13 protein-coding genes and 1 pseudogene are annotated in these 15,391 nt (G+C 51.9%); all 14 read right to left on the reverse strand.

Features of this window, described 5'->3' with window-relative positions; genetic code table 11:
- Positions 1 to 3: 3 nt before the first annotated feature.
- The 14 genes and pseudogenes from ACSAMP_RS00600 to ACSAMP_RS00665 all read right to left on the reverse strand — a co-directional run bounded on the left by ACSAMP_RS00600 (position 4) and on the right by ACSAMP_RS00665 (position 15,304).
- On the reverse strand, positions 4 to 2,112 hold the full coding sequence (locus tag ACSAMP_RS00600) for a type IA DNA topoisomerase (RefSeq protein WP_457799209.1): 2,109 nt from the start codon (positions 2,110 to 2,112) through the stop codon (positions 4 to 6).
- Positions 2,099 to 2,302: a hypothetical protein gene (locus ACSAMP_RS00605; RefSeq protein ID WP_009003368.1), complete on the reverse strand. Its 204-nt coding sequence runs from the start codon at positions 2,300 to 2,302 to the stop codon at positions 2,099 to 2,101. Before ACSAMP_RS00605 ends, ACSAMP_RS00600 begins: the two co-directional genes overlap by 14 nt.
- Positions 2,299 to 3,063 carry a DUF4366 domain-containing protein gene (locus ACSAMP_RS00610; protein WP_457799210.1) on the reverse strand — a complete coding sequence of 255 codons (765 nt, stop codon included), beginning with the start codon at positions 3,061 to 3,063 and terminating at the stop codon, positions 2,299 to 2,301. The genes ACSAMP_RS00605 and ACSAMP_RS00610 overlap by 4 nt, the downstream gene beginning before the upstream one ends.
- Complete coding sequence (locus ACSAMP_RS00615; protein WP_009003366.1) at positions 3,053 to 3,310, reverse strand: DUF4315 family protein; 258 nt, start codon at positions 3,308 to 3,310, stop codon at positions 3,053 to 3,055. Before ACSAMP_RS00615 ends, ACSAMP_RS00610 begins: the two co-directional genes overlap by 11 nt.
- Before the next feature lie 28 nt (positions 3,311 to 3,338).
- Positions 3,339 to 5,075 (reverse strand): C40 family peptidase, encoded by a 1,737-nt coding sequence (locus tag ACSAMP_RS00620; RefSeq protein ID WP_457799211.1) that lies wholly within the window; start codon positions 5,073 to 5,075, stop codon positions 3,339 to 3,341.
- A complete protein-coding gene (locus ACSAMP_RS00625; RefSeq protein WP_040005130.1) occupies positions 5,068 to 5,451 on the reverse strand; it encodes a DUF3851 domain-containing protein in 384 nt (127 codons plus the stop codon). Before ACSAMP_RS00625 ends, ACSAMP_RS00620 begins: the two co-directional genes overlap by 8 nt.
- Positions 5,448 to 7,847, reverse strand: a complete 2,400-nt coding sequence (locus ACSAMP_RS00630) for a VirB4-like conjugal transfer ATPase, CD1110 family (protein WP_457799212.1) — start codon at positions 7,845 to 7,847, stop codon at positions 5,448 to 5,450. The genes ACSAMP_RS00625 and ACSAMP_RS00630 overlap by 4 nt, the downstream gene beginning before the upstream one ends.
- The gene (locus tag ACSAMP_RS00635; protein WP_002576235.1) at positions 7,804 to 8,259 is read right to left on the reverse strand and encodes a PrgI family protein; all 456 of its coding nucleotides are present in this window, start codon (positions 8,257 to 8,259) and stop codon (positions 7,804 to 7,806) included. The genes ACSAMP_RS00630 and ACSAMP_RS00635 overlap by 44 nt, the downstream gene beginning before the upstream one ends.
- 20 nt (positions 8,260 to 8,279) lie before the next feature.
- Positions 8,280 to 9,149 (reverse strand): VirB6/TrbL-like conjugal transfer protein, CD1112 family, encoded by an 870-nt coding sequence (locus ACSAMP_RS00640; protein ID WP_002576236.1) that lies wholly within the window; start codon positions 9,147 to 9,149, stop codon positions 8,280 to 8,282.
- 69 nt (positions 9,150 to 9,218) lie between these two features.
- The gene (locus tag ACSAMP_RS00645) at positions 9,219 to 9,437 is read right to left on the reverse strand and encodes a Maff2 family mobile element protein (RefSeq protein WP_003525154.1); all 219 of its coding nucleotides are present in this window, start codon (positions 9,435 to 9,437) and stop codon (positions 9,219 to 9,221) included.
- A gap of 220 nt (positions 9,438 to 9,657) precedes the next feature.
- Positions 9,658 to 11,196: pseudogene (locus ACSAMP_RS00650) on the reverse strand (VirD4-like conjugal transfer protein, CD1115 family); the annotation flags it as partial.
- A gap of 156 nt (positions 11,197 to 11,352) precedes the next feature.
- The gene (locus ACSAMP_RS00655) at positions 11,353 to 13,230 is read right to left on the reverse strand and encodes an AAA family ATPase (protein WP_117628574.1); all 1,878 of its coding nucleotides are present in this window, start codon (positions 13,228 to 13,230) and stop codon (positions 11,353 to 11,355) included.
- A gap of 16 nt (positions 13,231 to 13,246) precedes the next feature.
- Positions 13,247 to 14,764: a MobQ family relaxase gene (gene mobQ / locus ACSAMP_RS00660; RefSeq protein WP_117628575.1), complete on the reverse strand. Its 1,518-nt coding sequence runs from the start codon at positions 14,762 to 14,764 to the stop codon at positions 13,247 to 13,249.
- 243 nt (positions 14,765 to 15,007) lie between these two features.
- Positions 15,008 to 15,304 carry a DUF3847 domain-containing protein gene (locus tag ACSAMP_RS00665; RefSeq protein WP_117628576.1) on the reverse strand — a complete coding sequence of 99 codons (297 nt, stop codon included), beginning with the start codon at positions 15,302 to 15,304 and terminating at the stop codon, positions 15,008 to 15,010.
- Between the last annotated feature and the right edge of the window lie 87 nt (positions 15,305 to 15,391).

A 15,391-nucleotide genomic window follows, 5' to 3' on the forward strand; every position in this document is an offset into this window, starting at 1 on the left:
GCTTCATCGGCTGCCTCCTTTCCGCTGGTCAAATTCCAGCTTGAAGTTGGCATACTGTCCATCGTCCTCCAAAACCACAGTGGCATCGTAGGTCTTGCCGGTTTTCTCCGAATATAGCCCCGTCACACGGACACAGCCATCTTTCAGCAGCGCAGACACCACCGCCTTGGTCGGCTGTTTTTTCTTGGCAGTCCACCATTTATTGTTTTTCCAGATTGCAAATCTGCATTCTTTGCTCTGGCAGAAGAAGCCTTTTTGCAGTTCTGCAACCTCACCGCCGCAGCGGGGGCATTTGCCTACCACCTCACGGGGCGGGGTAAACAGGTACTCGGTTCCCTTGATGACCTGATAAGTTCCCACCAGATCTTTCAACATGGTGCTAATCCCGTCCAGAAACTCCTCTGGAGCAAGCTGCCCGTGCTCAATTTCCCCCAGGCGGTACTCCCACTCGGCAGTCAAAAGCGGAGATTGCAGCTGTTCCGGCAGAACGGTGATCAGGGAAACTGCATCGTGGGAAGGGAGAAGCTGCACCGTTTTTCTGTTCTTTTTTCGCTCCAGAAAACCGGCAGATACCAGCTTTTCCAAAATACTGGCACGGGTGGCCGGTGTCCCCAGACCTTTTCTCTCAGCATCCTCTGGCATATCATCTTTCCCGGCAGTCTCCATTGCGGACAATAGGGTGTCCTCCGTAAAGTGCAGGGGCGGACTGCTTTTGCCTTCTTTGACGATTGCCGCAGCAACTGAAAGGGTCTGTCCTTCGGTCAGTTCCGGCAGGGCTTTCTCTGCGCCCTCTTTTTTCGGCTCTGCATCCTTCATTTTGGCACGGTAGGCGTCCTCCAGTGCTTTCCATCCGGGGTGCTTCACCGTTTTTCCTTTGGCGGTAAACTCCCTACCGGCATACGCTGCAATCACAACGGTTTCCGAATAGATATGGGGCTGGGCCACGGCACACAGCAGACGCAGGGCCACTAGCTCCAGCACCGCTTTTTCTCCCGCAGGAAGGGCAGAAAGGTCTGCATCCTTGAGATTTCTGGTAGGGATTACTGCGTGGTGGTCGGTTACTTTCTTATCGTTGATGACTGTCTGCGGATCACAGGTAATGGCGATCCCTTTGCGAAATGGCATAGCATTGGCAACCAGATTCACCAGCACCGGCAGGCTGTCTGCCATATCACCGGTCAGATAGCGGCTGTCAGTACGGGGATAGGTGCAGAGCTTCTTTTCATACAGGCTTTGCAGATAGTCCAGGGTCTGCTGGGCTGTAAATCCAAGCAGGCGGTTGGCATCTCTTTGCAGAGTAGTCAGGTCATAGAGGGCAGGCGGCTTTTCGGACTTTTCCTTGCACTCCACCTTTTTGATTGTGACAGCTGCACCCTGACAGGCTTCTTTCAGCTGCTCTGCGCTTGCTCGGTCACTCATGCGCTCCCCGGATACGGTAAGACCGGGCAGCTCCAGCGCCACGGTATAAAAAGGAACCGGCTTAAATGTGTCGATTTCAGCTTCTCGCTGGACAATCAGTGCCAGCGTTGGGGACATCACGCGCCCGATGTTGAGGGTGCGGTGGTACAGCACGGAAAAAAGCCTTGTGGCATTGATCCCCACCAGCCAGTCGGCCTTGGCACGGCAGAGAGCAGCATCCCGAAGTCCATCATAATCTACACCTGGGCGCAGGTTTGCAAAGCCCTCCCTTATGGCGGAGTCCTCCATCGAAGAAATCCAGAGCCTTTTCATCGGCTTCTTGCAACCTGCCAGCTCATAGACGCTACGGAAGATCATCTCGCCCTCGCGTCCGGCATCACAGGCATTTACCACTTCCGTCACATCCGGGGCATTCATCAGCTTTTTGAGAATATCAAACTGCTTTTTCTTATCTTTTCCTACCACCATCTGCCAATGTTCCGGCAGGATAGGCAGATCATCATATCGCCACTTGGCATACTTTGGGTCATAGCTGTCTGCATCCGCAAGACCGGACAGGTGGCCCACGCACCAGCTGACACGCCAGCCGTTGCCCTCCAGATACCCGTCCTTACGGACGGTTGCGCCGATCACCGCCGCCAAACTCTGGGCAACTGATGGTTTTTCGGCAATTACCAATTTATGTTGAGCCATGATGGTTCCTCCTCTCTTTGAGCCATCGGGACATTTCCCGGTGACAGATACCTACGCATGGTCTTCCATAATTCCCGCAACCATAGCAGGGGTGGCTGTGGGGTAAAGAAGGAGGACGGGAAGTTTCCTTCCCGCCCTCCGGCCTGCGTGTCATCATGCGTTCGTAGGGGCTGTCTGTGAAACGGGTCATTTCACACTGTCCTCATCATCTTCTTCTGTGCTGCCCCCGTCAGCATTCGGTTCGTCCGACTCCTCATCCTCGGTTTCCCATTCCTCGGAATCTTCCTCGCCATAATCATAATCGTCCAGACTGTCATTGCCCTTGGTCTTAGGCTTATTCTTAACGAGCTTCGAGTAGGCAAATACGCCACCGCCACCAAGCAGAGCCAGCAAAAGGGCCAGCGCAGCCGGGTTCAATCCGGCAGGCTTCTCTTTTTCCGGCTCCGATGTTTCTGCCGGAGGTTCCGGTGCTTTGCCCGTACATTTACTCTTATCAGTTGCGCAGACCGGGCAGGCCGTATTGACTGCCCCTGCTTCACATTTTGTCGTGCAGCTACACACAGCAGCCGGCTCCTCTTTGACATTTTCATCTTCCATCAATGCCATCAAATCCGCTTCATCCACCTGGTTCAGAAAGTGAACAGCAGTCTTTTTATCCTCATTAGCCCTGTCGATCAAAATGTAAAAATAGTTGCCAGCTTTGGTCGTAACAGTAATAAGCTGCTTATTGCCTCCAAAATCATCCACCAATGCCGCATTCCCCTCCGGTGTAAGTGCCGGTGCCTGTTCTGTTTCTTCCACAATCACATTGCTGTCATTGGTAGAATCCTCTGCCGGTGCCGCCGGAGCCTGTTCTGACCCCTGTGCGAAAGCAGGGATCGTAAAGCCAAATGCCACAACCATTGTCAGGCAAAGGGCGGAAAGTGTTTTGCAAATTCTTTTATTCTTCATAAGCGGTAACCTCCTGATTATTTGATTCCGACAGTGCTGTATCTCTGCCGTGGTTCATTCCACCGGAAAGCATAGCGTTCAGCTGTGCTGGAGTCATGCGTAACGCACGAACCATCTGAACGATTTCCAGATTCTCTGCCTCCGTTTTCTGTGCTTCCAGGGTCTTGAGCTTTTCCTGATATTCCGCAATCTTCTCACGGGTTTTCTCAATTTCCTGGTCGATACGTTCAATTTTGTTTTTTGCCATAACCGTTCACTCCTTTCCACAAAGTCTGTTACCAGTTCATCAGGCCGTAGCCCTTAATACTTTGATAATTCAGGTCATAACTTTTGATCTTGCAGGCATCGCCGGAATTTCCCTCCACCGTATAAACACGGCTGCCATCCGTACCGATCACGATACCCACATGGTCTGCTGTCCCATCCAAATCCCAATCAAAGAAAATTGCATCTCCGGGAGCCAGATTGTTATAGCCTCTTGCACCCCATTGTCCATGAGACTGGAACCACGGAACGCCCTGCCACTCACAGCCTGCAAAGCGCGGTTCACTTTTTCCAGCCTGGTTATAACACCAGGATACAAAGCAGGCGCACCACTCCACGCGGCTGTCAAAGCCATACCAGCTCCAATAAGGATAGCCGCCCACATTGCCCACCTGACGCTTGGCCAGTTCCACCAGCTGAGGATTGCCGGGGCGGGTACCGTTAATGAACTGCACACCGGACAGATCTTCCGAGCCGCTGGTATCAGGGGAACCGCCGCCAAACAACAACGGCTTATTGCCCATGGTCTGCCGGTAAACCTGATACATTTCCATCTGCTCCGGGGTCAGTAACTCCGACGCCACAGCGGAAATGGGCTTGCTGGTGAGTTTCACATTCAAAATGTAATACTCATAGGGGACTTCTTCTGAGGTGGTCTCGCCGGTCTCCGGGTCGGTGGAGGTCTCCGTGCGGTAGCGAATCTCCACTTCCTCAGTAAGCGTCAGCTGATACTGTGCTGCAAACACACGCGCCAGCTCTGCCTGAGCGCTCTGCTGGGTGTAACCTTGCAAGACGGCAGACAGAAATGCTGCCAGCTCATGAGGGTCATGGCCGATCATACCAAGGTCATAGCGATACTCGTCATACCCTGGGTGGCTGCTTTCAATGTTGTCGATTTCCTCCTGCAACTGGACTTCTCTGGCTGCATAATCTGCCTCCACTGCCAGCATTTCCGGGTCATCCGACGGATAAGTGGTGCCGGAGAGAACGGAACCGATGCTCTGCGCCATCATGGAGCAGGAGGACATGGTATTCATCAGCATACAGGTAATGAGAAACAAAACCCCTGCCATCAGGAAACCCTTCTTGTGGCGCATGACGAACGCCCCTGCCTGCTGTGCCTTTTCTTTCACCGTCCTTGCGGCTTTTCCGGTTTTGGACGCAGCCTGGGCGGTATTTCCGGCAGTCTGACCGGCGTGTTTGGCGGCGGCATACTGCCTTTTGATGGCCTGCTTTTGCTGCCAGCGAGAAAGCGGATTGCTGGCAAACTGGGGATTTTCCTGCAAAGATTTCTGGTACAGAACATTTACATTTGCCTTTTCCAGTTGGCGCTCTGCCTGTGCTGCTTTGCGGTACGGCTTCAGCTTGTGGCCGCGATAGCCCTCCCGCACCAGATAAGCGCCGGTCTCCACCGCCTCCTCGGACTTGTGGGCGCTTTCCACGCCCACATTGTCCTGCTCTGTTTCCCGGATCTCTTTGTGGAGCTTGCCCGCAACCAGATGGACGGGAGCTTCCCTGACTCCTTGAGAAACTTTGGAATGTGGCTTTTTCTTGTCCTCAAAGGTCAGCTTCGAGGTCTTTTTTCCGGTATCCGGGTCAATGACCGTCTGCCTGACCTTTTTCTTTGGGATATTGGCCTGCGCCTTATCTGCTCTGGCCGCAGCTTTCTCCGCTTTACGGATCGGCTTTTCCAGTGCAGGATCAGACCGTTCCTCATCAGTAAAGCGCAGGCGCGGCTCTTTATTCAAACCATTCTCCCAGCATGAGGGAAGACATCATGTAGTGCAGCTCTGCATAAATGGCCATTCCCACAGGATCGTTGAACATACAGCCGGACAGGTAGGCATAAAACTGTGCCACCACATCGGACAGGATCTTCGCCTCTGTTCCTTCCAGAATCAGGCCGCCCATACCTTCTTTAGCACGAATGGCGCTCCAGACCTCTGCCAGACGGAGAAGCCCCACCTGACCGGTCTCATTCAGTTCGGCTGCCTGATCTGCCGCCGTGCGGCACTCACTTACCGCATCGGCCATGACCGTAAGCAGCTGGCTGCGCTGGGCATTTACCGCCCTGTCAAAAAACATCAGCGGGTTTTTATTCAAAATGTTGGGGTTCATAATCATTCATCCTCCTTTTTCAATTCTTGAGGTTTGGTGGTCATAATGCGGTAAAGTTCGGTGTTCTTCGGGAAGTGGTCTACAAACGGCAGGATCGTGGAGCCATAGAACAGCAGGCCCTCGCCCTCACCGGAGTGGGTCACATAGCTAAGCTGGTGCGTGGAAATCCCCAGTTGCTTCGCCAAAATCTGACGGTCTCCGCCTGCCTGGTTAAGCATATACACGAAGTCCGAGTTTTCAAAGATGTTCTCTACCTCGCGGCTGCTCAAAAGGTCTTTGACATTCTGGGTGATACCTGTCGGAATACCGCCCCATTTTCTGAATCGCTTCCAGATTTCCACCGTATAAGCAGCGGTCTGTTCCTCCTTCAAAAGCAGGTGCATCTCGTCGATGTAGTAGCGGGTGGACTTGTGCGCAGCACGGTTGATGGTGACACGGTTCCATACCTGATCCTGAACCACCAGCATACCGATTTTTTTAAGCTGCTTGCCCAGTTCCTTGATGTCATAGCAGACAATCCGGTTATCAATGTCCACATTGCTCTGGTGGTTGAACACATTGAGGGAGCCGGTTACATAGATTTCAAGAGCTGTAGCGATATACTGGGCTTCCTTTTCCTCCTGTTCCCGAAGCAGATTATACAAATCCTCCAGTATGGGCATATTCTCCGGGCGCGGGTCATTGAGATAGGTCTGATAGACCAAGCGCACACAACGGTCAATAATGGTTTTCTGCACCGGCTGCAAGCCCTCCTTACCGCCCACGATCAGCTCACACAAGCTGAGGATAAAGTCAGACTTGAGTGACAGCGGGCTTTCATCATCCGAATAGTCCAGATTCAGATCCATCGGATTGATGTAGTTGGTGGAGGTAGGCGAGATCTTGATGACCTGCCCATGCAGACGCTCCACCAGAGGTGCGTACTCTGCTTCCGGGTCACAGATGATAACATCATCACTGGTAAGCAAAAAGCAGTTGGCAATTTCTCGTTTTGCGCTGAAGGACTTACCGGAACCCGGCGTACCCAAAATCAGGCCGTTTGGGTTTTTCAGCAGCTTTCGATCCACCATGATGAGGTTGTTGGATAGAGCATTGATGCCATAGTACAGAGCTTCTTTGCCGTTCTGGAATAATTCCTGTGTGGTGAACGGTACAAAGATAGCCGTAGAACTGGTGGTCAGTCCTCGCTGGATCTCGATCTGATTGAGTCCCAGGGGCAGACAGCTCATCAGCCCTTCTTCCTGCTGGAAGTCCAGCCTGGTCAGCTGACAGTTATACTTCTGGGCAATGGAGCCTGCCTGGAAAATGTTGTTGCCAAGCTGACGGGGATTGTCCGCTGTGTTCAGCACCAGAAAGGTCAAAAGGAACATTCTCTCGTTGCGGCTCTGCAAATCCTGCAAGAGTTTTTTCGCTTCACTGCCGTAGGTAGCAAGATCAGATGGAATGATGTCCATGTCATATCCGGCGCGGACTGCTTTTTTCTGTTCCTCGATCTTGCTGCGGTCAAGGTCGGTAATCTTGCGCTTTACCGTTTTGATGGCTTTCACCTGATCCACCGACTGAATGTGCATACTCACAATGAGCGAGCTTTCCATATCCAGAAAATCAGCCAGCAGACGGTCATTCAGCTCCGGTGCGAGAATCTGCAAAAAAGAAACAGCCCCGTATTTCTTACCCATACGGAACTGCTTGCCGGTGCGGAACTCAAAGGAGCTTGGTGCAATAAAATCTTTTGTGGACAGACCGGAAGGAGCCAGCCAGTCCCATTCAAACTGAAACGGGAGTTGTTCATCCATGTGGAATACCGCATGAAGCTGAAAAAGCCTTTCTTTACCGTCCAGCGTTCTGGCAGCTACACCAAGACGCTTAAAGTTATTAAGTATATCGGTCTCAATACGCTCCAGACGGGGCTTGGCGGCTTTGATGCTGTCCGCGTCGATACCAAAGGTCAGGTATTTGGTCTTGATGAGACCGTTGTTACCTCTGGCCAGCTGATTTTGCAGCATTGTGGTGTATTCCTCGCGGATACTGTCAAAGGCGTCCCTCTGGGGCGGGATGGAAATGGAGTTAGCAAAGGTCTCCTCCGATGCCGCAAGGTTCAAAAAAGACAGCTGGAAATGAATCGAGCTGTCAAAATAATTGAGGAAATCACACCACCCCTCAAAGATTGCCGTCTTATCTTCGTTTTGGGAGAGCTGATAGTTGATGTCCTGAAACTGGATGGTCTTTGTGTAGTGGCTGTCCGATACGTGGCAGATTCCGTCCGGCCACATCCGTTCATAAGGGATACTGTCCTGCGCAGATTTTCCTTTTTTGTCCGTGCGGTTAGCGCGGGCAATGGCCGCTTCGATCTGCTTCTTATCGGCGTGGGACAGCTTTTTCTTTGTCTTTACCGGCCGCACAGTTTTTTCCTCGGTTTTTCCGAACATCCGATGCAGCCATTTTTTTATTGCGGTGAACAATGTCATACACCTCCTTATCGAGCATTTCCTGCCGCTTTAATACGGCATAAAAGTTGTTGGTCTGGTAAGGTCGCTGCTTTGGACGGATCACAGCTACTTTGAGAATGTTGCCCACGATCTTTTCCAGGGGCTGTCCATGCTTTTCGTACATAGCCAGCATAAAGAAGGGCAGCATAACCAGCATCATACACATAGCCGCTACACTGTTTCCGGTAGGTTTTCTGAGCAAAAAGAAAAGCGGTACGCCAATAAGCGCTCCGCCCGTGAAGCAGATAAGCTGCCGCTTGGTCAGATTGAACATGACCTTTGTTTTGACTTTTGTTAAGTCCTTGGGTACGGGTACATAAGCCAATGTGGAAACCTCCTTCCGTTTTAGTGCGCCTGAAAGACTGATTTGGCGAGACTGCCGGTTTTGAACAGCGTAAAACATAGCAGTACGGTGTAGCCCACGCAGCTCCAGATTGCCATGATGATGTCATCTTCCAGAGCGATGTTCTGCACCAGCACAGCATAAATTGCCACGCAGACGATAATGAGAAACGCCTGAAAGCCCAGTGCCAGCAGGGATCGGAGGTAATTCTGTCCCATACCGCCCCATTCTTTGCCCATCATTGCAGCCATTGGAACAGGAGCCACCGAAGTTACAAGGTAGATCTCGATCATACGGCCATAAATAACGATAAAGATACAGATATACAACGCCCACATGGTAATGCCAATAAAGAGGGATTGGAACCACAGTCCGAACAGCGGTCCCAAATCCATTTCCATCAGCCTCGGTTCCAGATCGGTCATAACTGAGGAAATGTCAATGGACGCATCCGAATTGATAATCCCTGCCGCCTGCGCCACCACGCTCTGCGCCATATCAAAGACGCCCATCACGATATTCCATGTGTTTGTGACAATGAGGATGGCGGCAGCTGATTTGAACACCCACTTGAAAATCATCCAGGTATCCACATCATGCAGGTTGTTCTTGTCTGCAATCATCTGGATCAGGTCTACGGTCATCACGATAGCCAGGATCACACCTGCAATCGGCACCATGATGGAGTTTGACAGATTCTCAATCATATTGAAAATACTGCCATTCCATCCCTGTGGGGTCTGTCCTACCTGTACGGATATATCCGCGACTTGTTGGTTTACACTGTCAAACATCCCCGAAAGGTTGCTCATAATACCGCCCACCAGCATTTCTTTCAGCCAATTTGTCAGGGCTTCAAGTAAGAAATCCATACGGTGTCAACCTCCTTTCCGCCGCCCCCGCAGAACTGCGGGAGCGGCAAGGATTTCATGCAGGAACGCTTAGACAGAGAACAGCCCGGAGAGCAGAGGTACAAGAACCATACCAACAACGGCTACACCAGCACCGGCCATAAGCTGCTTCATGCCCTGAGATTTGGCGCCAGGGTTGTCATTGCCGTAACCTTCCAACAGGTTGATGACACCCCAGATACCAAGACCAGCGCCCAGAGCGATAACGAGAGTCTGAAGAACGGTAATTGCCTGTTCAAAAAATGCCATATAGTTTGTTAGCCGGAATCTGATTAAAAAATAGGTTTGTCATGTTTCATAGGCATACAAAAGCCGGAACAATCTGCCGCCCGGTTTCCGGGGGCATGATTCCGGCTGTCCTCCTTTTTCATTATTTTTTCTTGCGATTGTCCGCTTTGTACGCCAATGGCCTCAACAGAGGCAGTTGCGGCGAATAGATAAGATCACTCCCTTCTAAAGCGGAACGAAATTAAGTGCCCTTTGTGTCTACTTCATATACATCGCAGACCTCATCGGGCTTGAGTTTCAGCCTTGCAGACAAGAATGCTTCAATGTCAAAAGCGTTCTTATCATCCGCATCGGCAGTGTACTTGAAATTGGGGTGCTTGGTGATGTCGTACTTATCCGAAAGGAAAGGACGCACACCGCGCAGCTGGAGGATACACTTGCCGCCATCCATAACAGCAAGCTCATCCTGGCTCATCAGCTCTTTCCCCAATTTTTGATAGTTGAGTGAATGGGATGTTTCCCTCCCACGGCTCTCTCCGGTGTTGTAGGTGTCGATGGTTTCCTTACCCAGCACGGCGGCCAGCTCCTTGAGAGTGGTCGGCTCCTTACCGCCCAGAAAGATAGAAGTATCCATGTTACCGATGATGGTATCCGCGTTGTCCTTATAGATCGCCTTGAGCTGACTCTGCGCCTGCAACACCAGACAGGCAGAGATTTCACGGCTTCGGATGGTGGCCACCAGCTTTTCCAGTTTCGGAATCTGCCCGATGTTAGCACACTCATCAATCAAACAGCGCACATGAACCGGAAGCCTGCCTCCGTACACATCATCTGCCTTTTCACAAAGCAGGTTGAACAACTGGGTGTAGCACATGGAAATGAGAAAGTTAAAACTGTCATCCGTATCGCTCATGATCAGAAACAGAGCCGTTTTTCTGTCTCCCAGCGTATCCAGTTCCAACTCATCGTAGGATGTAACCTCGCGCAGCTCCGCAATATCAAATACGGCAAGACGCGCACCGCAAGAAATAAGAATCGACTTGGCTGTTTTTCCGGCGGCCAGCTTATATTTCTTATACTGGCGCACCGCAAAGTGATTTGGCTTCTCGGCTTCCAGTGCATCAAACATCAGGTCCACGGGGTTTTTGAACTCCTCGTCATCCTCCCGGACCTCCATGGCGTTGATGAACTCAATGAGGGTGGAGAAGTTTTGTTCCTCCACCGGAGCTTCATAGTGGATATATCCAATCAACGCACAATACAGCAATGTTTCCGCCTTGACCCAGAAATCGTCTCCGGCCTTGCCTTCGCCTTTGGTATTAGCGATCAGCGTTGTTACCAGCTTCAAGATGTCCTTTTCGCTATGGATATAGGCGAAAGGGTTATAGTGCATGGACTTCTTGAAGTTGATGGTATTTAGGACCTTGATTCGGTACGGCTCATAAATGACCTTGCCATGCTTATCCTTCATGGGCTTTCCGTCCTTCCCCAGCTTGGGCGCACCCCTTTGGAGCATTTTTCCGCACTCCACCAGAATTGTTCCCTTCGGGTCCGTCACAACATAGGAGCTGTGCATCTGCATCAGGTTGGGTTTCAGCCAGAATCGGGTCTTACCGGAACCGGAGCCGCCAATCACCAGTACATTTTTGTTTCTGGCAGTCTTGGGGGCCTTGGGGCGGCTGTTCATGGTCAGGCTCTCCGTTTTCGTCAGAATCACATTGTTCTGAAATACAGGATCAACGTAAGGTGCAATATCCTCACGGGTTCCCCATGAAGCGTTTTGTCAAGTGCTTTTTAGAGTTATTGACGCGACATATGCTCTTTTTTCCACGATAAAGCCCCACGCGGTCATACATGGGGCTGTGGGATTATGGTTGAAGTGGCGAAGTGGCAAAGTGGCAAGGTATCTAGGTTTTGCCACTTGGATTTTGCCAGTTCACTTTTTTAGGGCGTGATACCATGCTGCGCCGATACGCTTTGAGGTAATGCGCCCGTCAAGGTTTTTCTTTGCCGCCCGGACAGTACGGGCAGAAATTCCCGCGTCGGCTGCGGCTTTCTCTATGTCCTCGCTGGCAAGTTCTTTTCCGTCTGCCAGTAGGTCAAGTATCAGCTTTTCAGCCTGTTCGGTTTTGGTGGCGTTGTTGCCGCCCGCGCCGGACAGCAGCTCGTCGGCAGTTATATCATATTCGCCTATCCACTCAAAGCCTGTTTCCGGGTCAAGGCAAAAGGCAACGGGCTTTCCCTCCGGCGCAAGGGAAGATTTGTCGTGAATGATAACACGCACATTCGGCTCACGCTTCACGCGCCCGATTAAAAGGACGCTCCTTGCTGCGGCTCTAAAGTCGATAGAACCTAAGCCCCTGTATGCGCTCTGTCCTCCGGCAGCTTTGTTAAGGTGTCCGATAAGGATAACGGCGCACCCGGTACGCTCCGCAACTTCGGCAAGGCGGCGAAAAATGGGGCGCACCTCGTTTGCCTTGTTCATGTCGGCTTTGTCGCCCATATACGCCTGTATGGGGTCAAGGATAATCAGACGCGCCCCGTTCTGTATGATTGCTTTCTCTATGCGCTCGTCGGACAGGGTAAGCTCCCGTTTTGCTTCATCAATCACAAGCACCCGGTCAAGGTCTGCGGCGGCTTCTATCAAGCGGGGTTTGACGGTATCTCCCAAACCGTCCTCGGCGGTCTGATAAATAACTTGAAACGGCTGTATGGGCTTCATGCCCGGAAGCGTCCCGCCAGTGGTACAGGCAGCGGCAAGGCGCAGCGCAAAGGTGGTCTTTCCCTCGCCGGGGTTGCCCTGTACTATGGTTACTTTCCCAAAGGGGATATACGGCTCCCATAGCCATTCAACGGTCTGTGTGTCAACCTCGCTCATGCGGATAATCTCAACGGTTTCTTCCTGTGGCGGTTCTTTCAATCCATAGACAGCTTCCCGCAGATATTTCCCGTCTGTGATTTCGCCCCGGCGCGTCTGCACCTCGTTCCAGTCTTTGAAAAGAGGGATAAGGCGGTGGACGGTCAAGCCCTCCGGCATAAGCTCCACAAGGCGGCTACAAGCGTCGTTTCCGGCTTGGTCGCTGTCAAGGCAGAGATATACGGTCTTGATGTTCGGGCGGTCAGAGAGAAAGCGCATAAGGGCTTTATCCCCCACGCCACCCAGCGCAAGATAGCTTTGCTTCTGCCAGTCCTTTTTGAACAGACAGAGAAAAGATAACAGGTCAATAGGGGCTTCAAAGACAAACAATCTTTCGCCCTCGCCCCGATAGCAGAAGTTAAAGGCTTTGTCGCTGCCTTTCACATCAAGCCGGAAGTTCCCGGCTGTGCCGCGTTGGTGGGCGTATCGTGGTACTCCGTCCTCGTCCCGTCCTACGAATACGGCGTTATGGTGGGCGGCTTCCTCGTAAATATCCCCGGTGGAAAAGAAAAAGCCCGACACATCTTCATCAATGTGGCGGGCGGCTGTGAGGAAGTTCCTCGCTATGTGGTTGTCGGTGTTGTGGGGCGGCAGTCGAAAGTCAGAAAAGGACGCGGGGCTTGGTCTGTCCGGCGGCGGTGCTGCGCCTTTTTCTCCTGTCAGCAGTTCTACGGCTTCGGTAAAGCTCTTTCCGAAAAACTCCATGACAAAATCAATGGGTGCGCCGCCTTTGCTCTGGCTGTGCCTGTACCATTTGTTTCCCCGAATAGTCAAGCTGTCATGCCGTTTCCAGCGGTATTCCTGTCCGGCGCGGGTAAGCTGCTCGCCCTGTCCTTGCAGAAAAGAAACAAGGTCGGCTTGGTTGGCGCAGTCTATTTGTTCTTGGGTGTAATACATAAAATTTCAACTCCTTTCAGCGGTCTATATCGTGCCGCTTGGTGCGGCTCTGTGTTTGCTCCGGCTGCTCGGCTTTCAGCGCAATATCGACGCACTTGCGTATCTTCTGAAGCTCGGCAACTTCGGCGCGGGTAGCTTTCAGTTTGGTGTAGTCAGTATCTCTCTGCTCTTTGAGGTCGGCGTATTCCTGTTTCCATTTGGAGATAGGCAGCGTCTTTGTATCCGTCAGATTTGCATGGAGATAGCGGCTTGCTGCGTTCCATAAGGTCAGCTCGGCGCGGTGGGCTTCCTCATACTTATCCCGTTTGTTCGTCCAGCCGTTTTTCAGCTTTTTTAGTTCGGCATGAATGGGCTTATACTGCAAATAATTCTCTCCGTTCTCTATCAGCTTTTGCAGCTCTTTCATGCGCTGCTCGGCGGCTTTCATTCCCTCCCGGATAGAAAAGGCTTCATCACTGACAGAGGAAAGAGAAGCGTCCAACTCGTCAAGTGTAGAGATACCATGCTCCGCAAGATAATTGGCTGCCTGTGATATGGTTTTCAGTTCGTCGGCTGCGTGTTGGTGCTGCCAGCTCTGCGAATACTTCCGGCTCTTTTCCCTCTGAACGCCCAAATACTTCATCAGAAGATTTGCAAGGTTCGGAGATTTTGGCGGTTGTTGTTTTCTTGGGGAAGTTTCCCACGCCGCAAGCAGTCCGGCAATCCATTCTTTGAGGTTGCCGATCTGCGCCCGGATTTCCTTTATCAGTCTGTTTGATTTGCGGATAGCCCGGTTCAGTTCGCCTTTCTCGGTGGCTATGCCTTTCTTCTCCATTTGACAGGCGGCTACGCCCATGTGGACAGTAGGTATCTCGTCAATTCCTCTCTCGGCGTTGCTGCGGTGGTCGATACGCTCTGTGCTTCCGGCGCGTTCAAGATAGCTGTTTGAAATATCAGCCCACGCTTTGCGCCACAAGAGGGCGTTGCCTTTGTCGTTCCAGCCTGTGAGGTCAACCTTGTGGGTCTTGTATCTGCCATTCGGCAAGCGTATGCGCTCCCCGTTTTCATCAAGGTCATATTCCTTTTTAGACTTCGCCGCCCACGCGCCGCGCTCGTCAAGTGGTCGCATGGTCAGCATGATATGACAATGGGGGTTGCCGCTGTCGGTGTCATGGATAGCAAAATCCACGCACATTCCTTTAGAAACAAATTGAGAGGAACAGTATTCCCGGACAAGCCGTATCTGTTCCTCTCGTGATAATTCTATGGGGAGTGCTGCGTCAATCTCACGCGCAAGCTGGGCGTTCCCGGCTTTCTCATAAAGTTCCACGCTGTTCCATAGGGTAGAACGGTCAGAGAAAGAGGGCGGGGCATGGGGCGGCAGCATGATTTCGGTATGGACAACGCCGCCTTTGCGGGTGTAGTCGTGGGTCATTCCGTCCCACTCGTTTGTCAGCTTTTCGCCGCTTCGGTAGGCGGCTGCGGCAACTGCTGATTTGCCTTTGCCCCGACTGACTATGCTGATGTTACAATGGTAAATGGCTATGGGTATCACCTCCAGTATAGCGGATATAAAACTTGTGGAAAATGAATAGCTTGCGTAGCAAGGTGTTCGGTTTCCGCAAGTACACAAAAGGGTAGACAGCGCAAGCTGTCGCAGGGGAAGTGTAGCGTCCCCTGTCTGCGGCAAAGCCGCCAATCGTAGCGCGGGGTAAAATCCCTGTGCTTAAGATAAAGCCCTCGGCAGAGCGCACACGCCCGTTAGGGTGTATAAGTGCGCCCTTAGTGTCTAAGGGATTTATTCAGCGTTCCCGTTCTCGGCTCGTTTTTTCAGATATTCCCGTACCAGCTCACTCGTCAGTGCAAACCTAAGAAGTGCTGCGGCTTCCTCGTCGCTCATGTTCTTTGCTTCCGGCACAATGCTTTCAAAGACTGCGCCTCGGACAATAAGGCGGTGGCTGCGTGTCCGGCGTTCCTCTTGCGACAGCTTTTGCCGCAGCACCTTTTCCCGGTTCTCAAACTGCCGGATTTTCTTTTTTCCGTCCTCGATTTCGGCTTGCAGTTCCTCGCGGGTTTTCTCTCTTGGCTTTGTCATGGTTGATCGCTCCTTTCTGCTCATAGCATAGAAAAGAGCAGCCGTTTTTGTGTGAAAAAGGCTGCTCTCATTGAATTATTTGGTTTG

It is taken from the genome of Flintibacter sp. SJQ-8 (genome assembly GCF_054108085.1).